Annotated in this window: 23 protein-coding genes and 1 tRNA gene; 12 read left to right on the top strand and 12 right to left on the bottom strand. The window is 61.5% G+C overall.

Annotation, left to right across the window (positions count from 1 at the left end):
* The first annotated feature begins 31 nt into the window (after positions 1-31).
* Positions 32-718, top strand: coding sequence for a winged helix-turn-helix domain-containing protein (locus NKH90_RS03890; protein ID WP_352817447.1), 687 nt, complete (start codon positions 32-34; stop codon positions 716-718).
* A gap of 76 nt (positions 719-794) precedes the next feature.
* Here the strand turns inward: NKH90_RS03890 and NKH90_RS03885 are convergent, their stop codons facing one another.
* Positions 795-938, bottom strand: coding sequence for a hypothetical protein (locus NKH90_RS03885; protein ID WP_352817445.1), 144 nt, complete (start codon positions 936-938; stop codon positions 795-797).
* A gap of 623 nt (positions 939-1561) precedes the next feature.
* On the opposite strand from NKH90_RS03885, the gene NKH90_RS03880 reads away from it, so the two are divergent.
* The 3 genes from NKH90_RS03880 to NKH90_RS03870 all read left to right on the top strand — a co-directional run bounded on the left by NKH90_RS03880 (position 1562) and on the right by NKH90_RS03870 (position 4546).
* Positions 1562-2026, top strand: coding sequence for a L,D-transpeptidase (locus NKH90_RS03880; protein ID WP_352817442.1), 465 nt, complete (start codon positions 1562-1564; stop codon positions 2024-2026).
* Positions 2027-2864: 838 nt separating this feature from the next.
* Positions 2865-3947 carry a J domain-containing protein gene (locus tag NKH90_RS03875; protein ID WP_352817439.1) on the top strand — a complete coding sequence of 361 codons (1083 nt, stop codon included), beginning with the start codon at positions 2865-2867 and terminating at the stop codon, positions 3945-3947.
* Positions 3947-4546 (top strand): hypothetical protein, encoded by a 600-nt coding sequence (locus NKH90_RS03870; RefSeq protein WP_352817436.1) that lies wholly within the window; start codon positions 3947-3949, stop codon positions 4544-4546. Before NKH90_RS03875 ends, NKH90_RS03870 begins: the two co-directional genes overlap by 1 nt.
* A 68-nt stretch (positions 4547-4614) precedes the next feature.
* Here the strand turns inward: NKH90_RS03870 and NKH90_RS03865 are convergent, their stop codons facing one another.
* A complete protein-coding gene (locus NKH90_RS03865; RefSeq protein WP_352817433.1) occupies positions 4615-7701 on the bottom strand; it encodes an efflux RND transporter permease subunit in 3087 nt (1028 codons plus the stop codon).
* Entirely contained in the window at positions 7698-8975 is a 1278-nt protein-coding gene (locus tag NKH90_RS03860) for an efflux RND transporter periplasmic adaptor subunit (RefSeq protein WP_502898800.1), read from the bottom strand. The genes NKH90_RS03865 and NKH90_RS03860 overlap by 4 nt, the downstream gene beginning before the upstream one ends.
* A gap of 149 nt (positions 8976-9124) precedes the next feature.
* Here NKH90_RS03860 and NKH90_RS03855 point away from each other — a divergent pair, with 149 nt between their 5' ends.
* The 5 genes from NKH90_RS03855 (at position 9125) to NKH90_RS03835 (ending at position 13855) form a co-directional block, all read left to right on the top strand.
* Positions 9125-9661, top strand: coding sequence for a TetR/AcrR family transcriptional regulator (locus NKH90_RS03855; protein WP_352470723.1), 537 nt, complete (start codon positions 9125-9127; stop codon positions 9659-9661).
* Positions 9662-9855: 194 nt separating this feature from the next.
* A complete protein-coding gene (locus NKH90_RS03850) occupies positions 9856-10500 on the top strand; it encodes a carbonic anhydrase (protein ID WP_023678156.1) in 645 nt (214 codons plus the stop codon).
* A gap of 10 nt (positions 10501-10510) precedes the next feature.
* Positions 10511-10921: a nuclear transport factor 2 family protein gene (locus NKH90_RS03845; protein WP_352470724.1), complete on the top strand. Its 411-nt coding sequence runs from the start codon at positions 10511-10513 to the stop codon at positions 10919-10921.
* A 198-nt stretch (positions 10922-11119) separates the two neighbouring features.
* Positions 11120-11629 carry a hypothetical protein gene (locus NKH90_RS03840; RefSeq protein ID WP_352817428.1) on the top strand — a complete coding sequence of 170 codons (510 nt, stop codon included), beginning with the start codon at positions 11120-11122 and terminating at the stop codon, positions 11627-11629.
* A gap of 171 nt (positions 11630-11800) precedes the next feature.
* Positions 11801-13855 (top strand): M3 family metallopeptidase, encoded by a 2055-nt coding sequence (locus tag NKH90_RS03835; protein WP_352817795.1) that lies wholly within the window; start codon positions 11801-11803, stop codon positions 13853-13855.
* Positions 13856-14235: 380 nt separating this feature from the next.
* Here NKH90_RS03835 and NKH90_RS03830 read toward each other — a convergent pair whose 3' ends face one another.
* The 4 genes from NKH90_RS03830 to NKH90_RS03815 all read right to left on the bottom strand — a co-directional run bounded on the left by NKH90_RS03830 (position 14236) and on the right by NKH90_RS03815 (position 19922).
* Positions 14236-15573, bottom strand: coding sequence for an LGFP repeat-containing protein (locus NKH90_RS03830; RefSeq protein WP_352817425.1), 1338 nt, complete (start codon positions 15571-15573; stop codon positions 14236-14238).
* A gap of 224 nt (positions 15574-15797) precedes the next feature.
* Positions 15798-19025 (bottom strand): AfsR/SARP family transcriptional regulator, encoded by a 3228-nt coding sequence (locus NKH90_RS03825; protein ID WP_352817422.1) that lies wholly within the window; start codon positions 19023-19025, stop codon positions 15798-15800.
* Between the two features lie 120 nt (positions 19026-19145).
* Positions 19146-19604: a hypothetical protein gene (locus tag NKH90_RS03820; protein ID WP_352817419.1), complete on the bottom strand. Its 459-nt coding sequence runs from the start codon at positions 19602-19604 to the stop codon at positions 19146-19148.
* A 242-nt stretch (positions 19605-19846) separates the two neighbouring features.
* Positions 19847-19922 (bottom strand) — tRNA-Ala (locus NKH90_RS03815).
* A 165-nt stretch (positions 19923-20087) separates the two neighbouring features.
* Between NKH90_RS03815 and NKH90_RS03810 the strand changes: the two genes are divergently transcribed.
* The 3 genes from NKH90_RS03810 (at position 20088) to NKH90_RS03800 (ending at position 21598) form a co-directional block, all read left to right on the top strand.
* Positions 20088-20378: a YggT family protein gene (locus NKH90_RS03810; RefSeq protein WP_023678162.1), complete on the top strand. Its 291-nt coding sequence runs from the start codon at positions 20088-20090 to the stop codon at positions 20376-20378.
* A gap of 13 nt (positions 20379-20391) precedes the next feature.
* Positions 20392-20712 (top strand): DUF167 family protein, encoded by a 321-nt coding sequence (locus NKH90_RS03805; RefSeq protein ID WP_352470731.1) that lies wholly within the window; start codon positions 20392-20394, stop codon positions 20710-20712.
* Between the two features lie 172 nt (positions 20713-20884).
* Positions 20885-21598, top strand: coding sequence for a haloacid dehalogenase type II (locus tag NKH90_RS03800; protein ID WP_352817416.1), 714 nt, complete (start codon positions 20885-20887; stop codon positions 21596-21598).
* A gap of 16 nt (positions 21599-21614) precedes the next feature.
* On the opposite strand, the gene NKH90_RS03795 is transcribed toward NKH90_RS03800, so the two are convergent.
* The 5 genes from NKH90_RS03795 to NKH90_RS03775 are packed head-to-tail and all read right to left on the bottom strand — an operon-like array spanning position 21615 to position 26387.
* Positions 21615-22583, bottom strand: coding sequence for an ABC transporter ATP-binding protein (locus tag NKH90_RS03795; RefSeq protein WP_352817413.1), 969 nt, complete (start codon positions 22581-22583; stop codon positions 21615-21617).
* Positions 22583-23593 (bottom strand): ABC transporter ATP-binding protein, encoded by a 1011-nt coding sequence (locus tag NKH90_RS03790; protein ID WP_352817792.1) that lies wholly within the window; start codon positions 23591-23593, stop codon positions 22583-22585. The genes NKH90_RS03795 and NKH90_RS03790 overlap by 1 nt, the downstream gene beginning before the upstream one ends.
* Positions 23590-24507, bottom strand: coding sequence for a dihydrodipicolinate synthase family protein (locus tag NKH90_RS03785; protein ID WP_352817410.1), 918 nt, complete (start codon positions 24505-24507; stop codon positions 23590-23592). Before NKH90_RS03785 ends, NKH90_RS03790 begins: the two co-directional genes overlap by 4 nt.
* An 18-nt stretch (positions 24508-24525) precedes the next feature.
* Positions 24526-25431: an ABC transporter permease gene (locus NKH90_RS03780; protein WP_502898799.1), complete on the bottom strand. Its 906-nt coding sequence runs from the start codon at positions 25429-25431 to the stop codon at positions 24526-24528.
* Positions 25428-26387, bottom strand: coding sequence for an ABC transporter permease (locus NKH90_RS03775; RefSeq protein ID WP_023678169.1), 960 nt, complete (start codon positions 26385-26387; stop codon positions 25428-25430). The genes NKH90_RS03780 and NKH90_RS03775 overlap by 4 nt, the downstream gene beginning before the upstream one ends.
* Positions 26388-26413 lie beyond the last annotated feature (26 nt).

Below are 26413 nucleotides of genomic sequence, written 5' to 3'. Positions count from 1 at the left end.
TCTTGGGTTGCCGTATGCGGGGTAGAAAAACATGGCTGCACGATCCGTTATCGCGCTTGTTTCCGTCGCTGAAGTAATTGCGACCGATCTCGCCGATCATCTCGAGCGGCGCGGTCATGACGTCCGCGCGGCGCGACAGCCGTGGGAGGCCGAATCGCTGCTTTCGGCAAAGGGTATCGATGTCGTGGTTGTCGGCGACAGCGTCAGCCAGGCAGAGGGGCGCGACCTGCTCAGGCGACATGGCGGCGAAGGTGGACCGGATTTCATCCTGATCTGCCGCCCGGCCGATCTGGTCGACAAGGTTCTGGCGCTCGAACTCGGCGCCGCCGACGTCGTCGAAAGCCCGCTCAATGTCAGGGAGCTTGCCGCTCGCGTAGGCGGCCTTCTGGCTCGGCGCGGCAGGAGCGCCGGGGAACTGATCGTGCTGGAGAACGCGACCGTCGATCTCCGATCGGCCATCGTCATGCACCGCTCGGGCACGGAAGAACAGCTGTCCCCCGGGCAGGTGGCGCTGCTCAGGCTGTTCCTGGCCAGCCCGCGCAAGGTGCTGACGCGGGACGACATCATCGCCGCCGCGCCCGCCGAAAATGCCGAAGCCTTCGATCGGTCGATCGATTCGCGCATCGTGCGGCTGCGCCGCAAGCTCGATACCGAAACCATCACCACCATACGGGGTGCGGGCTACCGGTTCGATCCGCCGACGCAATTCGCCGATTGAAGGCAGGACGGCCACCCTTTTGTCTTGAGCATCGGATTTTCCCAAAACCGGTTTCCACTTTGGGGTCCGATGCTCTTCAGCGCACCACGAGAAGCGACGGGCCGGACGGCATGTCACTGTTCGTGCTGACCTCGCCGGCATGGGCACGTTCCTTCAGCAGCACGGTGGCGAGGCCGGCAATGCCGAGCAGCCCCTGGACGTAGAGCAGGGCGGAAAGCACGGAAGCGGCGAATTTCGTTTTAATCCTGTTCGTTCCTCAAAATTGGAATTTGCGGGCACCTCAGGGGAACCCCCGAAGCGCCCGCGCCGCCAGCGGAGCCCCCCGTTGCGGCGCGGGCCTTCGGTCCTCTCGGCTGCAAGTTGCCGGAGGCGCCGCGCATCCTCAACGGCCCTAAGCCGCCCCCGCCAGAGGGGCTTGAGCCGGTCGACGCGCAGGCTGGAAACTGTCCAGACAATCCAGACCGTAGCGAAAACAGTGTTGGCTTCCGATCGTTCGTTGACCGCTGTTTTCGTTAGGTCAACTTTGCCTGTTCGCTGTATCCGGATCATGCCGCCGAGGCTGCGCTTTGTTGCAGCTCGGTTTCGGAGTCAGGTGACTTCCTATCAAACGAAAGGCAATCGCGTATTCGCGCCGCGGTTTGGCCGATCCGCCTAGGCAAACACGCCACCGTCATGACGACGTCGTGCAACTGCAAGCTGCTTTGCGCGGACCTTTTCTGTTAACCAGGGGAAACAGAATCGAAACACAAACGAGCATCTAGCGAAATCGGCTTGAAACATGACGCCCCGATAAGCCGGTCATCGAATTGAGCCGGTCCCGACCGGCAGAATAGGGGAGACATCATGTGGACTGCCATTTCCGCCAAGCTCATCAACATCGCCGCCGCCGTCATCACCGGTACTGCCTTGCTTGTCAGTGCCGGCAACGGCGCAGCCCACGCCGCCGCCAACAAGATCGTCGCGCGTGTATCACTGTCACAGCAGACCATGGAAATCCTGGTCGACGGCCGGCCGACATTCGCCTGGAAGGTCTCGACCGGCGACAGGACGCACGTCACGCCGACCGGTTCGTTCAAGCCGACCCGCATGCATGAAATTTGGTATTCGAAGAAATACGACAACGCCCCGATGCCGCATTCGGTGTTCTTCAGCGGCGGCTACGCCGTACATGCGACAAGCGCCATCAAGCACCTCGGCCAGCCAGCCTCGCATGGCTGCGTGCGTCTGCATCCGGACAACGCCGCCGATTTCTACCAGCTCGTCGACGTCTTCGGCCCAGCCAACACCAGCATCGTCATCGTCAAGTGAGCGATGCTGCTCTTGTGTCTCTCAAAAAAGGCCGGAAATCCGGCCTTTTATTGTACAATGTCAGTTAGGTGAACATCATCGCGGCGGCAGCTGTACGAAACAGCCTTGCGCATGGCTTGTCATCCGCATCGGCGGATCCACGAGGATCAGAAGAGCCACGAGTCGTCTGCCGTGACCGCGACGGAATTGCGATCACCTACTCATGGTCGGCTCTGGAGAAAGCCAAACGGCAAATCCACGATGTCCGTATTCGTGTGCAGAGCCGATAACTTGACGCCAGTGGCCGGAAACCAACGCCTACTTGTGAGTCCGGACAATCGATGAGGAATGCGAAACGGACGGAAGCGGGTGAGGCATGTGCTTACGTGGTCACGCCGTGCTAGAAAATCAGCGACATCCCCTCCTTCGGCGGACCTAGTTCCCCCTAGCCGACGTTTCAGGCTATCTGATCAAGCTCTGGCTGCTGTAGCAGCATTTTCAAGATATGCTACGCCTCCAAGTATTTGTCAGGAGTTTTCTGTCGATGACGCACTCGGCGCGCTGTTTGTGTTGACACCGGGAATCGAAAAGTGATCATGCCCATCGGGATGTCTTGGGGGGTCGAATGGGCTGGCAACGGGAAAACATCCCCGATCTGAAATTTGATCGCCGCTGGAAGTGGCTTCTGGCACCTGGCTTCTTTTTTCAATGGTTCATTTATATGTTCCCTTCCGGAAACTATGGGTCGATAGTCCGGACGACCCGGCATGCCCGAAGTCCAGTGATGACCTATGCATTCAGCGCGGCATTCTACCTGTTTGTCGCTGGTTACCTTGTTAACTTATTTATTGCCCGATAAATGGGCAAAAAGAGGAAGAATAATGACGGGGGTGGGGCTGTCACCTTAGTCGTCGTGGCGGTCTTCTCGGCATTCGGGTTCATCATGCACGCTTTGTCCGTGATGATAACCGGCGCGATAACGGCCGTATTTTATCTATTCCCGCTAATTGCGCTGGTAACCTATTTATACATACGGAAGCATAACGTTGAGTATCCGGAAACCCCCAACGCTGCGGATTACGATCCAGCTGAAATCTCAAAACAGATCAGCCATCTCATTATCGAACGGGCGCGCCTGATCGCCAATATCCGGAATAGCTATGCAATTGGCGCGACGAACGGCCTCTATTTAACAAAAGGAAGCGGCGAGAAGCGGTTTGACACTCGATCGAAACTGGGGCGGGAACTCAACGGCAAAATTGAATCCAATGAAGAGCGGGTAATTTCAACGACGGATTTGATTGACTCCAAGAGGCACCAGGTGAGTCAGCAATTCCCGTTCTTACTCTGGCAGCAAGCGTTTTATGACTGGAAGACCTGGCAGGATGCCAGCGCCTCGTTCATTGAGACGGTCCGCATTTTTCTGGTCGCCGTTGTTCTTTGCTACGGGATTGCCCTTGTTTACCCTGACAAGTTCTGGACTTTACAGGGGGTGATTGCCTGGCAGCCTTTTCCGAGCGTTCTGGTGAGCCCGTTGCTGGTTTCGATGCTGGTCGCCGCGATTGCCTTCCCTGTTCGCCTCAAAACCCATCGGCAGACCGTCTCCGGGCGGCTGGATAGAGTGGCGCTCGCCCAATGGTCCGAACTGTCTCTCAAATGGATTGAACCTGAGTTCGAAAGTCTGTTCGTTGAAAGATTTGGCGAGACCCGTGCCGAGGAAAACGAACACGCTGCGGATGAGTCCGTCGACTGGTATGTGGTGTTGAATGTCGTCCCTTCGGCGTCGCCTGACGAAATTAAGAGCGCGTATCGAGTTGCTGTGAAAAACTACCACCCAGACCGCGTCTCCGGGTTGGGGACGAAACTCCAGGAACTCGCCGAGCACGAAACAAAGCGTCTCAACGCTGCTTATCAGGCGGCCCGGACGCAGAAGGGCTTCTGATGTTCAAGCCATGGGTTGGAGATGATTGGGGCCACCGAGACAACGCTCTTCAAGGCACCCGCCTGGTGGTGTTAGGAGAATCCCACTACTGCGATCCTGCAAAGCCGGAGATGGTGGGTCTTTGTGAGCCGGACGTGACAAGCTATGTGGTCCGGCGATACGCAATTGAAGAACCCCATCGATTCTTTACGGGGATCACGCAGGTTATCAGCGGAAAACCCAAGTGGCAGATGTCACGTGACGATATTGCCGCAAGCTGGCATTCGATTGCGTTCTATAACTATGTCCCCGTTTATGTGGGAACGGAGCCGCGAATTCGTCCAGGAGACAAATTTGCACTTGGTCGGGTTCCGTTCGAGATTTTGCTTGAACAGCTGCGCCCCGAGGCCATCCTGGTCTGCGGATATGAGCTCTGGTGGTGGGTTTTGAAGGGGAGGCCTGAAGGGTTCAATGGCGACCCAGCAAGCGTGCCGTTCCAGAAAATAGGGCCAGCGATTGCTGCGCGTATGAAACACCCCTCGACCGCGTTCTCCTCGGTTCGATGGAGACCTACCCTTCTGGAGTTGCTCTCGCGTGCCAGAACCCTTCGACAGGTTTAGCGCACTCGGAATGGCGGCTGACCACTATCGCCGGTGGTCCGCACTCTCTCGGATAGCTCTAGTACAATCTAATCCGGCATTACCGGCATCAGCTTCGGATCCGGCTTTTCGGCGTGATGCGGCAGGTCCTTGCTGGCGATAAAGGTGTAGAACATCGGCACCACGAATAGCGTGAACATGGTTCCGACCAGGATGCCGGTGAAGATCACCAGGCCCATCGAATAGCGTGCCGCGGCACCAGCGCCGCTGGAGATGATCAGCGGCACCACGCCGAGCGCCATCGCCGCCGTCGTCATCAGGATCGGCCGCAGCCGCACCCTGGCCGACGCGATGATCGCATCGCGCCGCCGCATGCCGTGCATTTCACGCTGCTGGTTGGCGAACTCGACCAGAAGGATGCCATGCTTGGTGATCAGGCCGATCAGCGTGATGAGGCCAACCTGCGTGTAGATGTTGAGCGTGCCGAGCCCGACATTAAGCGGCACGATCGCGCCGAAGATCGACAGCGGCACCGCCATCATGATGATCAGCGGGTCGCGGAAGCTCTCGAATTGCGCCGCCAGCACCAGGTAGATGACGAGCACCGCCGCCGCAAACGCGATGATGATCGTGTAGCCCTGTTCCTTCTCCTGGCGCGATTGACCGGTATAGTCGATGAAGAAGGTGTCGGGCAGGCTTTGCTTGGCGATGTCCTCGATCGCCTGTAGCCCATCCCCGGTGGTGATGCCGGGCCGCGGCAAGGCAGAGATCGTCGCCGAGTTGAGCTGGTTGAACTGCTCGATGGCGGCCGGCGACGCGTTGGTCGAGATCTTCACCACCGCCGAGAGCGGCACCATCTCGCCCGATACGCTGCGCACGAAATACTCGCCCAGTTTTTCAGGGTTGTCGCGAAAGCTCTGCGGCACCTGCGGGATGATGTCGTAGCTGTTGGATTCGCGGTCGAATTGCGCCACTTCGGCGCCACCGACCAGGAGCGTCAGCGTCCGGCCGATGTCGGCTATCGGCAGGTTGAGCGCGGCGGCGCGGTCGCGGTCGATCGTCACCGTCACTTGCGGCGCGTCGAAGGTCATCGAATTCTGCACGACGATGAAGCGGCCGGAGGCCTGCGCCTTGTTCTTGATGTCTTCGGCCGCCTCGTACACCTGCGAGGCGTCGCCGGTCGAGCGCACGACCATCGTTATCGGCAGGCCGCCGCCGGAGCCGGGCAGCGTCGGCGGCGCGAAGACGAAAGCTTCGACGCCCGCCACCTTGCTCAGGCGGCCCGTAATGTCTTGCTGGATTTCCTTCGAGTTGCGCGTGCGGTCAGCCCAGTCCTTGAACGCAAAGCCGACGAAAGCGCTGTTCGTCTGGCCACCACCGAAGGCGACCGCCGAGAACTGTGCCCGCGTCTCAGGCAGATCCTTGACCAGGCCGAGTATCTGATTGACGTAGGTTTCGGTATAGTCCGACGTCGCGTACCGCGGCGCGGTCACCAGCGAAAGCAGGAAACCCTGGTCCTCTTCCGGCGCCAGTTCGCTCGCGGTCTTGGTGAACATGAAACCGGTCGTGGCGACCAGCGCGAGGACGATCATCAGCGTCACCGGGCGATAGTTCAACGAACCGGTGACGAGCCGCTCATAGATGTGTTCGACGCGCCCGAACGTATTGTCGACAATGCGCTGGAAGCGGCTGTGCGAGCCGGACCTCAGGATACGTGCCGACATCATCGGTGTGATGGTGAGGGCGACGACACCCGAAAGCACCACCGAGCCGGCAAGCGTCACCGCGAATTCGCGAAATAGTGCGCCTGTCAGGCCGCCGGTGAAGGCCAGCGGCGCGAACACGGCGGCCAATGTTATCGTCATGGCGACGACGGCGGACGAGATCTCGCGCATGCCGTTGAACGCCGCCTGCATCGGCGACAAGCCGTCTTCCTCCATGTGGCGGTGGATGTTTTCCACCACCACGATGGCATCGTCGACGACAAGTCCGATCGCCAGCACCATGGCCAGCAGCGACAAAAGATTGATCGAATAGCCCACCGAAAACAGCAGGAAACAGACGCCGATCAGCGACAGCGGAATGGTCACGATCGGCATCAGCACCGAGCGGAACGAGCCGAGGAAGAGCAGGATGACGACGATGACGATGGCGACCGCCTCGCCGATGGTCTTGAACACCTCCTCGATCGACGCACTGATCTGCTCGGTGGAATCGTAGACGATCTCCATCGTCATGCCGAGCGGCAGCGTCTCCTGGATGGTCGGCACAATCTTGTGGATTGCCGCCGCGGTGGTCAGCGGATTGGCGGCCGGCGTCGGAAAGATAGCGAGAAAGATGCCGGGCTTGCCGTTGAAGCTGACCCTGGTGTCGGTGTTCGCCGCGGCGAGTTCGACGCGGGCCACGTCGCGCAATCTCACCACATTGCCGTCCTTCGACCGGAGTGGAAGGGCGGCGAAAGCCTCCGGGGTCTGCAGCGTAGAGCGAACGGTGATCGAAGAAACCACATATTCGTTTTCGGTGTCGCCGGGCGCGGAAAGGAAATTCGATTCGTTGATGGCGGCCAGCACTTCCGCCGCGGTCACGCCGCGCGCCGCCAGTTTGATCGGGTCAATCCAGACACGCATCGAGTATTCGGCGGCGCCGAAAATCTGCACGTCGGCAACACCTTCGACCGTCGAGATACGCGGCCGCACGACGCGCTCGATATATTCGGTGAGTTGTTCCGGCGTCATGTTCGGGTTCTGCATCGAGATGTACATCATCGCGAACTGCTGGCCGGTGCCCTTGACGATCACCGGGTCTTTGGTTTCGTCCGGCAGATCGCCGCGCACGCTCTGGACCTTCGACAAGACTTCGTTCAGCGCGACGTCGGGGTCGGAGCCGAGCTTCATCTGCACCGTCACGGTGCTGGATGACGGCCGGCTCGCCGACGTGACATAGTCGATGTTTTCGGTCGACGCGACGGCACGCGCGATCGGCGCGGAAATGAACCCCTGGATCAGGTCGGCACTGGCGCCGGGATAGGCCGTGGTGATGGTGATGGCCGTTTCTTCAACCTCTGGATACTGCCGGATCGAAAGGTTGAAGATTCCCTGAAAACCCAGAAGCAGGATCATGCAGGCAAGCACGGTCGAAAGGACCGGGCGGCGGATGAAGAGGTCGGAAAAGCTCATTGCTGGGCTGCCTGCTGGTTCCCTGGCTTGCTCGGATCGATCGTGTTGTCGACGGCAACGGACATGCCGTTGGAGAGCCGGTTCTGGCCGGCGGTAACGACTTCGTCGCCGGGCGCGATGCCCTCCAGAATCTCAACCAGGCCGGCGTTGCGGCGGCCGGGCTTGACGAACACCTGGGCGAGCACGAGCTGCGGCTTCTGTTCTTCCGCTGCCGGCTTGGCTTCCGCTGCCGGCTTGGCTGGGGTAGCAGCCGGCTTTTCGTCGGGTTTTGCCGCGGGTGCTTCGGCCGCGGGCTTGGCAGCATCTGCAGCCGGCTTTTCTTCCGGCTTTGCCTCGGGCGCCGCGCCGTTGGCTTCGGCGGATTTGGCCGGGCGCACCACGAAGACGAAGTCGCCGTACAGGCTGGAAGTCAGCGCCGTCTGCGGCAGCGCCAGCACGTCGTTCTCCGCGGGCAGTTCGACGCGCACCTGGACGAACTGGCCGGGCGTCAGCTTGCCTTCGGGATTGCCGACCTCCGCCCTCACGGTCACCAGCCGGCTGGTCGGGTCGATCTTCGGATCGATGCCGCGGATGCTGCCGGTGAACGGCATGTCGCCGCCGCCGACGCCCAACCGCACCGTCTGTCCGATCTTCAGCTGCGGAAGCTGCTGCTCCGGCACGGTGAAATCGACACGCATCGTATCCATGTCCTGCAAGGTCACCACGGCGGTGCCGGGTGTGAGATACTGGCCAAGGTCGATTTTCGGAATGCCGACGGTACCCTTGAAAGGGGCCGTCAACTGCTTTTGGTCGAGCACCGCTTGTAGCTTGTTCACCTGCGCGGCGGAGACCGATGCTGCTGCCTGCGCCGTGTCGAGCGTAGCGTCGGTGCCGACCCCGCGTTTCTGCAGCTCAAGAGCGCGCATCAGCGTGGTCTGGTCGGATGTGGCTTGCGCCTTCGACGCCACGAGGTCGGCTCGCTCGACTTCATCGTCGAGCTGCAGCAGCACGGCGTTGGCGGCGACCTTTTGATTGGCATGGAACAGGATGTCCTTGACGATGCCCGCGGTTTCGACGGTGAGGTCGACACCGCGTACGGCACTGACAGTGCCGATCGCCTCGATGCCGGGCGTCCATGACATCGGTTTGACGATGACCGTCGACACGGTCGCGGCCGGCGGCTTCATGGTGGCGAAGAACTGTTTGATCGCATTGTCGCGAAACAGGTTGAAGCCGACGATGCCGCCGCACACCAGCACGAGCAGAATGAAGGCGATGATGAAGCGCTTGATCACGAACAGTCCCTCGGCCACTGCCCAGCATAACGGTCGGATGACCGGAACACATACCTGTGCCTGGTCCCAATTTCAAATGACGGCGATCTTACTGTACCGTCTGGACGGTCTTGTCAATTCCGCCTAAGCTAATGAATGGGGAACGCTTGATGAAGGCCCGCAGAGCAAATTCGCGCGAGAAGATCCTCGCCGCCGCCGCCGCCGTGGCGCGCGAGACGGGTCCTGGCAGCCTGTCGCTGGATGCGGTCGCCAGCCGTGCCGGCGTGTCGAAGGGCGGTCTTCTCTACAATTTCCCGACCAAGGCGAAATTGATGCAGGCGCTGGTGGAGGATTACCTGCGCGCCTTCGAGCAGGCCCTGGAGTCCGCCCGCACGGCCGGCGTCAACGGCGAAAGCCCGCTTGCAACTTACATCAAGCTGTCGGCCGAGCATGCCGAGGAATCGAAACCGTCGGCATCCTGGATATTTTCGGCGATTGCCGAGGATCCCGATTTCCTGACGCCGATAAAATCGTTCAGGCGGCAGCTATTCGAGCGGCTGAAGCAGGAGACGCCGAACCTCAAGGCGCTGCTGGTCTGCTATCTCGCCATCGAAGGGCTGCGCAGCATGAACCTGTTCGATTCGGACATTCTCTCCTCCGAAGAGCGCCGGCTGCTGATATCGACCCTGCTGGACATCGCGGAATAGTCGAACCGCCAATCTGCGGTTCTGAGGCCGATTAATGGCGGCGTTCGTTCACCCGTGTCAAAACACGGGCTGGTACGTCGAAACCACGCCATTCCGCTTTCCGAAAATCGGTTCCGATTTTCGGGCCGATGCGCTAGAGCCTTTCGGGATTGAACCGAGCTGCCTTCAACCCGGAAAGGCTCCCACCGCTGCCCATGCCCCATCTTCCCGAGCATCTTCTCACCGGCTACCGCAGTTTCATGAGCGGCCGCTATCTCACCGAAAGCGGCCGTTATCGCTCGCTGGCGCGAGAGGGCCAGGCACCGGAAACGATGATCGTCGCCTGCTGCGATTCGCGGGCCGCGCCCGAAGCGATCTTCGATGCCGGGCCGGGCGAGCTGTTCGTGCTGCGCAATGTCGGCAATCTGGTGCCACCCTATGCGCCAGACGATCAGTTCCACTCGACATCGGCGGCGCTCGAATTTGCCGTGCAGAGCCTCAAGGTCAAGAACATCGTGGTGATGGGCCACGGCCGCTGCGGCGGCATCCGCGCGGCACTCGACACCACGGCCGCACCCTTGTCGCCGGGCGATTTCATCGGCAGGTGGATGAGCCTGATCGCGCCCGCGGCCGAGACCGTATCGTCCAGCACCTTCATGACCGCGACCGAGCGCCAGACGGCGCTGGAGCGCATCTCGATCCGCTATTCCATCGCCAATCTGCGTACCTTCCCTTGTGTTTCGATCCTCGAAGGCAAGGGGCGACTGTCGCTGCACGGTGCCTGGTTCGATATTTCGACCGGCGAGCTTTGGGTGATGAACAAGGAAACCGGCGATTTCGAGCGGCCGGAGACGGAGTAGGAGACGAGGCATGGTGCGAGCTCGGATCGCGTTCGCGGCGGCGGCACTGCTGTGCCCGATAACTGTCGCCCGCGCCGATGATAGCGCGATCATCGACCGCTGGTATTCGGCACTACTGATCGCCGACCGCACCGAATTGTCGGACCTGCTCGCCGACAACGTCCGCATCAAGCTCGACGACCTCGGCGTCGTGCAAAGCAAGCAGGAATTCATCGCCTCGATCGCCGAGTGGCAGGGCGCCGTCGCCGGGGCCGAAATCCGCCACCGGATCGAGAAGACGGAGGGCGGCGTCACCACTGTGATCGCCTGCTATGATTTTCCCAGCAACGACATGCTGATGCAGGAGACCTTTGCAGTCGCCAACGACCAGATCACCGCCAGTTCGCAAGCCGCGATCGCCGAAAACTGCGACGGCTACTGACGAAATTTGGTCTTGAGCTTCTCGGGGGATAGGCGCTGGAATTGCCGGCGTCAATTCGGACCTGTCCACGTCACGTGGTTACGCAGGTGGGAACGCCAATGCGACAAGCCATGCGGTCAATCCACTCACAACGACGGTCGCGCCCTGCAAAAGTGCACTATTATCGGAATTCGAAATCTTATGTGTTGGAGGGCAATGATGGGCAAGCAATTCAATCTTTTCCTGTCGCACAGAGATGAAATCGTTTTCAACCATGCCTTGTCCAAGGGTGTTGAGAATATAGTATTCGTCAAGCCGTCCATCGAAGATGGCGATACCCCCATTTTTTGGGAGCCCATCCGAGAAGAAGAACGGTCTTTTAAAAACAGAAGAGTTCTGATATCGTTAAAGGATTTTTTAAACAACATAGTCCTTGAGCGTGACGCTGAAAATAGATGTTTGCAAGTTAGTTCAAGATTATCTCCGGTACTTGAATATGATATAAATCTGTGGCGCGGCGATGTAATGTTGCCTGGCAGAATGTACTATAGTTTAGACTGGGCGGAAGGCGATATGAGGAAAGCATACGACGCATACTTTAGTCGTGTTTTCAAGTTGTCTAAATCTAACCTAAATAAAATTAGAAATAGTCACGGAAGCGTCATCTATCTCGGAAACGAAATGATGCCTGAATTTTACAACGAGACCATGGATTTTAGATTATTATAGATGGGAATTACCGTTACAGTGCACTTTTTGCTGCACTGCGCGCGAGTGGGCATCCTGGTTCGCATACGAGTCGTGGGCACGCATCGGCGTTAACCAGGCGTGCTGTTGCGCGCAACGGGCCGGCGCCTTACATCGGTGACGATCCGCTTCTCCCGCCCACCCAGCGAAAGTTTGCCCATGCCGTCAACCGTCGACCTCGCCGCCCATCCGCTGACCGCATGGCAAGGGCCGTTCGGCCTGCCGGATTTCACGCGCATCGGCGACGGCGATTTTTCTCCGGTCTTCGACGCGGCCCTGAAGGCGCATGAGGCCGAGATCGAGGCGATTGCCGGCAACACCGGGACGCCGACGATCGAAAACACGCTTGCCTCGCTCGAGCTTGCCGGCGAGGCGCTCGACCATGTCTCCTCGATCTTCTGGTGCCGCGCCGGCGCCCACACCAATGAGGCGATCCAGGCGCTGGAGCGCGACATCTCGCCAAAGATGTCGCGGCATTACTCGGCGATTTCGATGAACGAGCGACTGTTTGCCCGCATCGACGATCTCTATCAGCGCCGCGAGGCTTTGAAGCTCGATGCCGAAACGCTGCGGGTGCTGGAAAAGACCTGGAAAAACTTCGTCCGCTCCGGCGCCAGGCTCGACGCCGAAGGCAAGAAGCGGCTGGCCTCGATCAACGAGGAATTGTCGTCGCTCGGCACCAATTTCGGCCAGAACGTGCTTGCCGACGAGCGCGACTGGGCGTTGTTCCTCGACGAGGCCGACCTGGCCGGCCTGCCGGAATTCCTGAAAAGCTCGATGGCGGAAGCCGCCGAGATGCGCGGCCAGAAGGGCCGCTACGCCGTCACTTTGTCGCGTTCGATCTACGAGCCGTTCTCGACCTTCTCAGAACGCCGCGACCTGCGCGAGACGGCGTTCCGCGCCTTCATCATGCGTGGTCAGAATGGCGGCGCTACCGACAACACGGAAGTGGTGCGCGACATGCTGCGCCTGCGCGCCGAGAAGGCGAAGCTGCTCGGCTATGCTTCCTACGCCGCATTGAAGCTCGACGACACCATGGCCAAGACGCCGGAGGCGGTGCACGCGCTGCTCGATCCGGTCTGGGAAAAGGCGGTGGAAAAGGCCGCAAGCGACCAGGCCGAATTGCAGCGGCTGGCGGTCGAGGCCGGCAGCAACGAGAAATTCGCTGCCTGGGACTGGCGCTTCTATCAGGAGAAGCTGCGTGCAGAGAAATTCGCCTTCGACGAGGCCGAGCTGAAGCCGTATCTGCAGCTAGACCGCATCATCGACGCCTGTTTCGACGTGGCAACACGATTGTTCGGCATCTCTTTCGAAGAAAAGAAGGGCATTGCCACCTGGCATCCGGACGCTCGCGTTTTCGTCGTGAAGAATGCCGACGGCAGCGAGCGCGGCCTGTTCCTCGCCGACTATTTCGCGCGGCCTTCGAAGCGCTCCGGCGCCTGGATGAGCGCGCTGAAATCCGGCTACAAGCTTGGCGATGGCTCCAAGCCGGTCATCTACAACATCATGAATTTCGCCAAGCCGCCGGCCGGCGAGGCAGCCTTGCTGTCGGTCGACGAGGCCAAGACCCTGTTCCACGAATTCGGTCACGCGCTGCACGGCATGCTGACCGACGTTACCTGGCCATCGGTCGCTGGCACCTCGGTCAGCCGCGATTTCGTCGAGCTGCCCTCGCAGCTCTACGAACACTGGCTGACGGTGCCGGCGGTACTGGAAAAGCATGCGCTGCATATTAAGACCGGCAAGCCGATGCCAAAGGCGCTGGTCGACAAGATGCTGGCGGCGCGCACCTTCGGCGCCGGCTTCGCCACCGTCGAGTTCACCGCCTCGGCCTTGGTCGACATGGCCTACCACGCCCGGCCGGATGCACCGGAACAGGCGCTTCGTTTCGAAGCCGAGACGCTCGAAAAGCTCGACATGCCTGACACCATTGCCATGCGTCACCGCACCCCGCATTTCGGCCATATCTTCGCCGGCGATGGCTATTCTGCCGGCTATTACTCCTACATGTGGTCGGAAGTGCTCGACGCCGACGCGTTCGCCGCCTTCGAGGAAACAGGCGATCCCTTCAATCCGGCGCTGGCCGAGCGGCTGCGCAAGAACATCTACGCCGCCGGCGGTTCAAAGGACCCGGAAGAACTCTACACCGCCTTCCGCGGCAAGATGCCTTCCCCGGAAGCGATGATGGCCAAGCGCGGGCTGGTGTGATGCATGCCCGCTCTTGTCACCGTTCTCTTTCCATCCTGATTGATCTCGGCTGTCATGGCGGCGGGTTGCGCACCGCCTGATCCGGTTTCCGCCGGTCCCGTTCGGCCTCGTTGGCTGCGGCCGCGTCGTTGAGGTGACCGCACTTAATGCGGTCTCCATCGTTCCGGCCGAAGGAGCCGCGTTCATGGCGGCGCTACGGGCTGTGCGGGGTTAGGCAACGACAGCTTGCCCGCTATGCTGATCGGCCGCTGCCGCATCCGGACCGCGCCTTGCGACGACCGCTACGGAAACTCTCAGTCGCGAAGTGGCAGCCCCGCCAATGGAAGGCGGGGCTGGTAAGTTTGATTGTCTCGGCGAAGGTTTTTGCCGAGGCGATTGGCCTAGGCAGGCACAAAGCCAAAATAGGCTTTGTAGGAAGCCCCCTCGCCGGAAATCAGGGGCGTTTCCACTTTGAACCCAATCCCGCTGAAGGTGGTATTGTTCGTACGTGCCGCGAGCAACACCATCTGCTTTGCGGAGATGGTCACTGTCGCGCTCCCGATCCTGTCATCGCCCCAATCGAAGAGATCGCTGATGGCGCCGCCGATCGATGGCATCAAGGATCCCAGGGCGGGGCCGGCTATCGCGGCAATGATAGGTCCTGCCACCGGAATGAGGCCCAAAGCCAGCGTGCCCGCCGTATGGACGCCCATGACGATCTTCTGCACCTCGTCCTTGTATTTGTTGGGGTCGCCAAAATCGTTTTCCATCAGCACCGTGCCGATATTGATGCCGTAGGGCTTGCCTCGATAGATTTCCATAAGGTCGGGTCTCGTATCTCCGGCATCGACGTCGCCATAGACCTGGCTGCGCCTGGTGTCGGCGATCTGCGGCGTTGTCACGCTGACGATGACATAGGGTTCGTCCGCACTCGATCCCTGATCCCAGTCGGTCTCGCCGAAGCAATGGAGGCCGGTATAGTGGACGACGACGTCTCGAAGGTCGATCGCGCCGGTGTCGGGCCACCAGTATATGCCGCCGTTTTCAAACAGATTGGCACGGCCACCATCGGCAAATTCGGTCTCGTCGGTCGTGGGATATCCCAGATTAGACTGTTCCCAGCCCAGGCTCTCCCACTTCTTGCGGATGTCACCGTACACCACGTTGGCTCCTGTGTTCGGTGTCCAGTAGATCGAGCCGGCATTGGCAAAATGGTTGTAGCGCCCGACGCCGTCGGGAGTTCCGGTTTCGTCGGTGACCGGATAGCCGAGAACCGAGCGCTCCCAGCCCATTGCTGCCCATTTGCCGCGAATTGCCCCCCAAATCGCTTGAGCACCGGTGTTCGGTGTCCAGTAGATCGAAGCGGTATTGTTGTTGAAGTGATTGTATCGGCCGACGCCGTCGGGAGTTCCGGTTTCGTCGGTGCAGGGAATGCCCCACGCGAGACCGCCAAGCGCAATCCACTTCCTGTAGATTTCGCCATGGATCTCAAAGGCGTCGTGCATGGCATCGTTGTAACAAATGCATGAGCCGTTCTTGAGATACCAGGCTTTTCCAGTGTCCTTCCTGTCGATCTCGGCGAAGCCGGCGCCTCCAAGGGAGTTGTACTTTTGCTGTATGACAGCTTCGGGCGAGAGGAGCGACCAAGGCCCGATCCTGAGCTGGTCGGAAAGTCTTGTGGCTCCAGCGCGGATGGTGCCGGCACGCACTCTCGAAGTTGCTCTGGCAGTATACGGCATGACCTTTTCCTTCCTGTGAGTGTTGGTATCGGGGGCTTCAGGCCTCCGGCGATCGGTTTTGATCGACGAGCCGAGGTTCCCAGACCGCGACTTACGGACGGCTTACAGAGTTCCGAGCTGCGCCAGAGTAATTCCAGGAAAAGTGTGGAACGGTTTTCCGTCCGGAATTGCGCAAAAATAAAGAGATAGAGCGGTTCGGCGTTTCCGTGAAACGATGAACCGGTCTAGAGAAACGGGCGCACGAGCGAACGCAGCAAAGGCGAGGGCTCGTCATCGCCGGTCGAAGCGAGCGCGCGTTCATAGCGCCGGTAATCCTCGATGGCGCCGGCATGATCGTTCCTGGAGAGGCTCTCCTGGATGAGCGTGCCATGGAGTTTGGCCGATTCCGGGTAGAAATCGAGCGCACGCCGGCACGCCTGGCGTGCCCGATCCGCATTGCCTTGACTCTGCCAGTGTTTGGCGATCCGCACGGCAAGCTCCACAAACCCATCCCGCACCCGGTCGGCCGCGGCATTCGACCAGGCGGGCATCGGGGCATTCGAGAAAAGCGGGCCGACAAAGCCTTCCAGCAGCATCTCCTGCTCCTCGATTGCGCAGTCTCTTTGGCCCGACAGAACGGGTTTCAGCCGGTCTTCCCAATCCTGCAGATCGATCCAGACCTTGTCGGCAGCGAGCCGCAAACGGCCTTCTCTCAGCGTTACGAGTTCGCCTTGCCCGAGCAATTTGCGCAGACGATGCAGCGCCTGCTCCAAGGCCGCTTTGGCCTGGTCGCCGTCGAGGTCGGGCCAGAGCCAATCCTGCAGGGTTTCCACCGAACAGACCTGGTCCCTCGACAGGCAGATAATGCGCAATATGTCGAGCGCGCGGGTAGGTTTGGCACCGGGCGCGACCTCGGCACCATCGATTTCGAGGCGGAAGCCTCCCATCAAGTGGATCCTGAGCGGCCAAGGCCACTGGACGGGTCGGCCAGCGGGCGGGACCAGATATCGCGCCCGAACGACACGGCGGCAGAGATCGACGTCGATCTTTCGCTCCAGCGCATCGGCGACAAGATCGGCCAATAGGTCCGGCAGGTTGAGCAGGATTGCGGAGGGGTTGACCTGGCGCAACGCCTCCATGAATTCAGCCAGACGACTGCCATAGGACGCGCCGCCGTTCCACTTCTGCTCCAGGGCCCGAGCGGCCAGAATGTTGAGTTCGACGCGCTGGCGAGGGCCGCCGCTCAGCCTTTCGACGATCTCCTGGAGTAGCGCAATGGCCTCCGCTGGACGCCGATCGGCCAGCAGGACCTGGTATTTGGTGACGTAATGCGGCCAGCGTTCGATCATCGGCTCATTCGCCCGCTCGATCGCATCCATGAAGGCATCGCAGTCGAGATAAGCCTTGACGAAGTCGCCGTTGCGCGTGTGCATCGCCGCGTGGCAGTCGGCGACTACAGCGACCTGGGTTGTGAACCTGCTGTCCGCGATCTCGCCCAGCCGGGAGACGAGCGCATTGAATTCCGAGAACCTGTTGTGAAGCTTCATCAGCAATTGAAGCTGATAGAGCGCGCTGAACTCGACGCCCCGTAAGGCGTGCTGCTCGCCTATCGCCGTTGCGCGTCGCAACGCATCCTCGGCCGAGGCATAGACAAAACCGCGCCGCGAATAGGGGAAGTAACGGCCGCTGGCCGAGCCAAAGGACACCAGCCACATGCCGAGCACCAACGGCGGGATATCCGGATGTTCGAGATCGGCGGCAACGCTGTCCACGGCATTGGCAAAAATGTCGCGCTGCCCCGACGAGGTCGCGTAGTCGATGAGCGCTTCGCTTGCCAGCAGGCGCAACTCGACCGAATCCTCGATCGGCAGATGTGTCAGGCGCTGCTGGATATCATTCACGAGGCGCTTCGCGTCATGGGCGTCGAATTCGCCAGGTTCGGCGAAATCGACGGCCCGCAGGATGCCGAGCCTGACCATCATGAGTTCCTCCGGATCCAACTCCGGCAATCCCCTGGCAAGAAGCTGTGAGGCTCGGCGCGTCCAATCCGCCAGCCCCTCATGCGTACGCCAGCTGGCGGTCTTGACTACGACCGCCCGCGCGACCGTCAGGCATTGGCCGCGCATGTCGGTGTTCTCGAATGCTTGCCATGCCTTGGAGAAGTGCGGTTCGGCCTTCGCATCGTCCGATGCGAAGGCGACGCCCAGCCAATAATGGACCCACCCGTCCATCTGGTCGGGGGGCAGCCTGTTGCACCATTCGACCAAGCTGGCCCTGCGCCCTTGCGAGAGAACGCCGTTAGCGCACTCCAGAATGAGCTGGCGTGCCAGCGGCCAGGCGCCCGCCTGCAACGCCAGCACGATTGCCGCGTCGGTTTTGTCTGCCTCGTGCAGGACCTTTGCTGCCTGCTCGCGTAGCCTGGAACGGTCCGCTTCCGTCACGCGCCGGTCCAGTAGGCCGGCAAGGTATTCGCGCAACAAGTCATGCAGCTGGAAGGCGGCGCCGCCCGGACCGTCGCGGGTGATCAGCAGCTGGCGATGCTGCAGCCGCACCAGCAGGCGAGCAGCCTGCGGCGAGCCCAGGAACGCATCGGCAAGCTCCGTGCTGATCTCCGGCAGAACGTTGAGCCTGATAAGCAGATCCTGGTCCTCCGGCGCGATGTCGCGCAGGAAATAACGTCCGACAATCTCCCGAAGGCCGGCGCCTCCGGCGGGGCCGGTCTGCGAAAGCGGGTAGTACATTCCGGCGTTGGCCAGCAGGAGAAGGCCCACCGCCCAGCCGCGCGCCTCCGAAATGTCGCCGACCTCGGACGGCGATTGCGAGCGGGCGGTGACGAGGTTGCGAGCCTCCCCAGGCGAAAACTCCAGCAGCGTTTGGTTGAGCACCGGCAACTGTCCCGACAGCACGAGGTCGGCGACGTCGCCCTCAGGCAGCATCCGCGATGTGCAGATGCAGCGGACAGTGTTGGGGCGTTCGCGCAACAGGATCGCCAGCGTCCGGCGAAAGCCTGGCGCATCGGCACGATGCAGATCGTCGAGGACCAGGATCGTGCCCGGATCAAGCCGCGAGAAATAGGTGCGGAAGAACAGCCGCGCGAAATCGTCGGAATTGTCGGCATATTCCGGACCAAAGACCGGCATGCCGGCATACCTGCCGTCGAGCGACAGCGTCAGATAGTGGAAAAGGCGCGCAACGTCCTGGTCCTCGGTGTCGACCCGATACCAGTTGTACGCCGATTCGCCTTGCTTCAGCCCGCCTTGCTTCAGCCCGCCTTGTTCCAGCCCGCCGTGTTCCAGAAAGTCGATCACCGCGGTGGTCTTGCCGTATCCACCAGGCGCAGCCAGCCAGCATGCACCGCTGTCGAGGGCCTGCGACAGCAGCGCCACTACGCGCGGACGGCTGACAATTCCCACTGGCCGTGGTGCCGAGAGCTTTGCTATCTCGCGCGGCGCGTCCCGGAGGGATTTATCCATTGTGAGGACTCTCGCAGCGCAGTCGCCTCGCCAAAACAGGTAATCGGTTCGCCCGCAACAACAAATCGCCGGCCGGCGTTGTGCTCGCCTGACGTGCCGTTCTCGCCGGCAAGGTCGCGCCTATCCCTTGTGCGACATGATATGCGAAACCCCGACACTCACGTCGGCGGTGTGTCTTGCCATCACTGCGTTCATTCGCATTGCAATCGTCGCATAGCCGTTTCGTTCGTGGTCGGTAACTTCCGAGGGCTTGAAGAGCCAAGGAAGGGGTGCAACCTGCGCGTCGGCGAAATTGGCCGGCAGGTTCGATGGCAAGGCCTTTTTCCCTAAAGGCAGCTCTAGCCCAAGGTCGCTAAATTCCTCCTCGAGACTGGCGTGCAGGTGAGAAAGGACCACATAGATCGCCAGCTTTGATCTAGTCCTTTCTGTGTTGTTTTGATTGTACTCTTGAAGAACCTCATCGAACGATGGCGATACGTCGCTTTCCCCAGCGGTAGCTCGTGTTGCAACAGCACCGGCCAGGGCAGTCGCTGCCATTCCTGTAAGACCTACAAAATCACGCCTTGTCGTGCTGGTCATGGTGAATTCCCCTCGGTTTTGAAGACGGACCAAGTCTGGCAAGGACGAGGCGCAGTGGCAATAGGCCGCATACGCTACTGGTGTAGAGGGTCTTTACGTCGCCGATGTGAATCCACCCGGCAACGATAGTGCCAAGCCGGCAGAGGCCTGCAATGCGTTCGCGAGCTTCGTCTGAGAGACGCCGCGAATCCAAGGAGGATTTCCTTGGAATTCATCCAGGCAAAGGGTCCGAAAAAATCCGCTGGTGGAGCTGAGGAGGATCGAACTCCTGACCTCGTCATTGCGAACGACGCGCTCTCCCAGCTGAGCTACAGCCCCGTCCAGCGGATGGGGCTTTTATCGGCCGCTGCGGTTTCCTGTCAAGGCTGCGCTTGCTGCCGAAATGCCGCTCGGCCGTTCGTGCGCCCTCGCCCATGCGGCAGAAGGCGGCTCTTGCCGCTTTCACCTACAGTGGCTACATGTCGGCAACAATCGGAGACCGGCATGATCGCCCTCATTCAGACCATTGTCATGGCGCTTGACCTTTACTGGTGGATCATCATCGCCTCGGCGATATTTTCCTGGCTCTACGCCTTCAACGTCGTCAACTCCCGCAACCAGTTCGTCGACACCATCAGCAACATGCTCTATCGGCTGACCGAGCCGGCGCTGCGGCCGATCCGCCGCTTCATGCCCGACCTCGGCGGCATCGACATCTCGCCGATCATCCTGCTGCTGATCCTGTTCTTCATCCGGCAGTTCCTGCTCACCACCGTGCTTTCGCTGGTCGTCTGAGCCCAGGGCGTCGATGAGTGCGCCGTTCCGCACGCGCGCCGACGGCATCGACCTGTTTGTCCGGCTGACGCCGAAATCAGCGATGGACAGGCTGGAAGGCATCGAAACATCGGCGGATGGACGAAGCCATCTGAAGGCTCGCGTCCGCGCCGTGCCGGAAAACGGAGCCGCCAATCGAGCGCTGGAAAGGCTGGTAGCCAAGGCGCTTGGCGTGCCGGCATCGGGCGTCTCGATCGCTGCCGGCGGCACAGCTCGGCTGAAGACGCTGCGCGTGCTTGGCGATCCCGCGGCGCTGGCGAAACGCATCGATACGCTGGGCACACCTGCGCCATGATCTCGGCTGGCTCACTTACCCGCAAAAAAAGGCCGGGCTGCAAAGCCCGGCCAGATGTGAAGGTCGAAAACCTTCAGAGGGGAACGCGCCGGACGAATGGGAGGAAACATCCGACGCGCATTGCATATGGGTTGGCGTCGGCGACGTTTCAATGAGGTCGGAGGAAAGCTCAATGACCACTACTCGAGTTCTATTCTTCGATGTTCTGGGAACCGTCGTTGACTGGCGCAGCGGTATCGCAAGAGAGGCCGGCGCCTTCCTCGCGCGAGTTGGTGCAGAGCAGGTCGATCCCGGTGAATTCGCCGATGCGTGGGCGTCGCGCTATGACGCCTCGACCGAGGCGGTGCGGACGGGGCACCGGCCTTTCGTGTCACTTGACGTGATCAACAGGGAGAATCTGGACGCCACCCTCGTCCAGTTCGGGCTGGCCCCGTCCGAGCTGCCGACCGCCGAACTTGAGGAACTCAACCTCGCCTGGCACCGGCTGGAGCCGTGGCCCGATCCGCTAAAAGGCCTTGCGAGGCTAAAGGAACGCTTCATCATCGTGCCCTTATCAGGGGCCAATACCCGGCTGTTGCTGGATATGGCCAAGCGCGCCGGCCTGCCTTGGGACACCGTCCTTGGCTCGGATGTGTTCGGCACCTACAAGCCTGCGCCGCAGGCTTATCTCCGCGCAGTGGAGATCCTGGGGGTGCGACCTGCGGAGGCCGTGTTAGTCGCCGCGCACAATGACGACCTGGCCGCGGCACGAAGGTGCGGTATCGGAACCGCCTTTGTTGCTCGGCCAAAAGAGCATGGCCCGGCGGAGACGACCGATCTCTCGCCTCTTGAGAGCTGGGACTTTGTGGCCGACGACCTTGTCCATCTCGCCCAAGTTCTCCCGTAGGCCGAGGGCAGAAAACCTAAGCGATGTCGTCGCGAATGCAGGCCTTCAGATGGCCCTCGGCTGTCGCCCTCAGCGGCGGTACAGCCCCGGCGCAAGCTTCCAGCGCGAACGGGCAACGGGTTCGGAAAACGCAGCCCGACGGCGGGTTTGCCGGGCTTGGAATATCGCCTTTGAGCACCTGCCGGCTTTGCCTGGCCAGCGGATCGAGCGACGGAATGGCTGACAGCAGCGCGCGCGTGTAGGGATGCTGCGGCCGGGCATAAAGCTCGGCCGCCGGCGCAACCTCCATGATGCGCCCGAGATAGAGCACGATGACCATGTCGCAGATGTACTCGACGACAGCCAGATCGTGCGAAATGAACAGCATGGTCAGGCCGAGCCGGAGCTGCAGGTCGCGCAACAGATTGATGATTTGCGCCTGGATCGAGACGTCGAGTGCCGAGACCGGCTCGTCGGCAACGATGAATTCCGGCTCGAGCGTCAGTGCCCGGGCGATGCCGATGCGCTGGCGCTGGCCGCCCGAAAATTCATGGGCGTAACGGTCATAGGCGTCGACCGGCAATTCGACCGCGGCAAGTGCCTTCTCGGCCTTCGCCCGCCGCTCGGACTTCTTGCCGATGCCTTGAATGTCCAGGCCTTCGGTGAGGATCTGCCCGATCGTCATGCGCGGCGACAGGCTGGCGAAGGGATCCTGGAAAATATACTGCATCTTGCGGCGCTGGCGGCGCAACTGGGCGGCACCCAGCCTGGTGATGTCGGTGCCGTCATATTTGATTTGGCCGGATGTCGGCTCGATCAGACGCAGCACCGAGCGGCCGATCGTCGTCTTGCCGGAGCCGGATTCGCCGACCAGGCCGACCACCTCGCCACGCCCGATATCGAAAGAAATATCCTCCAACGCCCTTACGACGGGTCCGCGCGAGAACGCTGTCGGCGCAAAATGCTTGGTCAGGTTTTTGACAGCGAGGAAAGGGGCGTCGGCCATCAGAGTTCCTCCCAGCGCAGGCAGCGGCTTTGCTGGGTCGGCGTCGCCCCAAACAATGGAGGGACCGCAGCGCGGCAGGCAGCGATAGCCATCGGGCAACGCGGCGCGAAGGAACAGCCCTTGGGCAGCAAGGCGAGCGACGGAACATTTCCGGCAATGGTCGGCAGCGGCGTTCCCGCCGCCTTCAGCGCCGTGGCCTGGCCGAGCCTCGGCACCGAGCGCATCAACCCTGCCGTATAAGGATGACGCGGACGGGTGAACACTTCGCTCACCGGACCTGTTTCGACGATACGCCCGGCATACATCACCGCTACCCGGTCGGCGATTTCGGCGACGACGCCGAGATTGTGGGTGACGAACAGGATGCCCATGCCGCGCTGCGCCTGCAGTTCGGCCAAAAGATCGATGATCTGGGCCTGTATGGTGACGTCCAGCGCAGTCGTCGGCTCGTCGGCGATCAGCAAGCCTGGATTGCAGGACAGGGCCATGGCTATGGTAGCGCGCTGGCGCATCCCGCCCGAAAGTTCGTGCGGATACTGCCGCGCCCGCCGCTTCGGATCGGGAATGCCGACCTGTTCCAGCAGCCGCACCGCGTCTGCTTCTGCCTCGCGGTGCGATTTGCCGAGATGGATGCGGATCGGTTCGGCGATCTGCTCGCCGATCGTGTAGACCGGGTTGAGGCTGGTCATCGGCTCCTGGAACACCATGCCGATCTCATTGCCGCGTATCTTGCGCAGCGACTCGGCATCGAGGCTGGTCAGCTCGGTAACCGTGCCGTTCTTGCGCCGCAGCGCGATCGACCCCTCGGCGATATGTCCGACCCTCTTTGGCAACAGGCCGATGATCGACAGGCTGGTGACAGATTTGCCGGACCCGGATTCGCCGACAAGCGCCACCGTCTCGCCGGAGCCGATCGTCAGGTCGACATCCCTTACCGCCGCGATGTCGCGCCCCGCGATGCGGAACACCGCGCGCAGGCCGGAAATCGAGAGGATCGGCATGGCGCTCAGCGGAGCAGCCCCACATCGCGAAGGATCATGTCGATCTTTGCGGTTTCCTCGTCGTTCAGGCTGCGCTGCGGCCGCGCCATGGTGTTCGACGCGATGATGCCGAGGCTCTTCATCGCCGCCTTGAAGGCGCCGACGCCGGCCGAGCCGGCGCTGGTCCTGCCGAGCGAGATCCAGACGATCTCGAACAGTTTCAGCAACCGCTCCTGCTCCACGCGGGCTTCGGCATGCTGGCCCGCCTGCGTCAGCTTCCACAGCCTGACATAACCATGCGGGTCGACATTGGCGAGCCCCGGCACGACGCCATGCGCACCCATCGCCAGCACGCTGTCGACCAGGATCTCGGAGCCGGTCATGCCGAAGAAGCCGGGGGCGTCGGCCATGTCCTTGAGCACGTAACGCAGATTGCCGTCGTCGCCGCTGGAATCCTTGATGCCCGCGATGGCGCCTTCCCTGGCGAGGCCGACCGTGGTCTTGCGCTCCAGCTTGACGTGGACGCAGACCGGGATGTCGTAGGCGATGACCGGAATGTCGATCGCATCCTTGATATAGCGGAAGTGGTCGCCGATCTCCGGCTGGCTGGTGCGGGTATAAAACGGCGCGGTGACGACGATGGCGTCGGCGCCGGCCGATCTGGCGATCCGGGCGTGGTTGATGACGCGGTCGGTCGTCGGGTCGATGACCCCGGCGAAGATCGGAACCCGGCCGTTATTGACCTTGACCGCGTGCTCGAGGACGGCCCTGCGGCCCGCCTCGTCGTGGAAGACCACCTCGCTGGTCGAGCCGAGCACGAACAGCCCGTGAACGCCGCCGTCGAGCAGGTTCTCGATGGTGCGGGTGAACGACGGAAAGTCGATGCTGAAATCGGCATTGAGCGGGGTGACGACAGGTGGCACGACGCCGGTAAACAGGGGCATTTTGATAAACCTTTGAGGTCAGTTGAGATCGGAGCGGGGGTCGAATGCGTCGCGCAGGCCGTCGCCGATGAAATTGATGGCGAGCACGGTGAGCACCAGTGCGGCGCCCGGGAACATCCATTGCCAAGGGTAATTTTCAAGCACCACGGTGGAGCGGGCGAGATTGAGCATGTTGCCCCAGCTGGCTTCGGGCGGTGCGATGCCGAGGCCGAGGAAGGACAGGCCGGCCTCGAGCAGGATGGCGTTGGCGATCTGCAAGGTGGCGTAGACGACCAGGATATCGATGCAATTGGGCAGGCCATGCCGGAACAGCAGATGCGGCAGCCTCGCGCCCATGCCGCGGGCGGCAACGACGAAATCGCGCTCGCGCAGTTCGAGCAGCCGGGCGCGCACCATGCGCGACAGCACCGGCCAGGAGAGCAGCGAGATCACCAGTATGGTCGGGGCGATGCCGGTGCCGGCAATCGAAGCCAGCACCAGCAGGAAGATCACCGGCGGCAGCGTCATCGCCAGGTCGACCAGGCGCATCACCGTGCCGTCGACAAGACGCCCGCCAAAGCTGGCGACGGCGCCGACCAGGAAGCCGATGACGGTCGATATGGCGACCGAGCAGACGGCGACCAGCAGTGAGATCCGTCCGCCTTGCAGCAGCCGGGCCATGACGTCGCGCCCGACGCCGTCGCTGCCCAGCCAATGAATGGCCGACGGCGCCTTGTTCATTGCTCGGAGGTCGATGGTGTTAGGACCGAACGGCCACCACAAAGGATACGTCGAAACCGCCAGCAGGATCGGGATGACGATCAAAAGCCCGGCACGCGCCGCGCGGTTTTCAAAAAAGCGGTCGAGCGCGCGGCGAAGCGGGCCTTTGGTTTGCGGCACGGCTGTCGGGTCAACTGTAGGATCTGGCGCCGTGATTGCCATCATGCCACCTGAATGCGCGGGTCGACGACGGCATAAACGACGTCGGTCAAGAGGTTGACCAGGATGACGCAAACGCCGATCACCAGGGTAGCGCCCATGATCACCGGGTAATCGCGGGTGCCGACGGCGTTGACCAGAAGCAGTCCCATGCCCGGCCAGTTGAACACGCTTTCCAGGAAGATGGCGCCGCCGATGGCGATGCCGACAGTCGAGCCGATCAAGGTAATGACCGGCAAGAGCGCGTTGCGGGTTGCATGCTTGATGATAACCCAGAACTCGCGCACGCCCTTGGCACGCGCCGTCCGCACGTAATCCTGGTTGAGCACTTCAAGCAGCGAGGCGCGCATGTAACGCATGATCAGCGCGGCATGGCCGACGGACAGCAGGCAGGCGGGCAGGACGAGGTGCGCAAGCACATCCGTCGCCGAGAACGGCGCACCCGCGGTCTGCATGCCGCCGGACGGCGCCCAGCGCAGCAGCACCGAGAAGAAATAGAGACCGAGCAGCGCTGTCAGAAAAGCCGGGCTGGAGATACCGATAAACGACAGCACCGACAGCGCGATGTCGGATGGTTCGTTACGGCGCACCGCGCTGAAAATGCCGGCGGAAATGCCGAGCACGATGGCGATCGCCAGGCCCGTACCCATCAGCAGCGCCGTCGGGCCGATGCGTTCCATGACCAGTGGCAGCACGGCAACGCCGCTGCGCTGGATCGAATAGCCGAAGTCACCGCTCAGCGCCGCGCGCAGCCAGGCGAGATATTGCACGGGAAGCGGCCGATCGAGTCCGAGCCGTTCGCGCAGGCCCTCGAGGTCGGAAGCCGACATGGGGACCGATGGGTTGATATAGGCGTCGATCGGATCGCCCGGCGCCAGCCGCAACAGGATGAAGATGAGGACGCTGAGCGCGACCAGCATCAGCAATCCTGTGGCGCTGCGGCGGGCGATGAAGCTCAGCATGGGCTTTCCGTGGCGGTGGCAGGCGG

The sequence above is a fragment of the Mesorhizobium sp. M0898 genome (assembly GCF_040319695.1).
Classification (GTDB): Bacteria; Pseudomonadota; Alphaproteobacteria; order Rhizobiales; family Rhizobiaceae; genus Mesorhizobium.
This window is presented reverse-complemented; position numbering and strand designations above follow the sequence as displayed.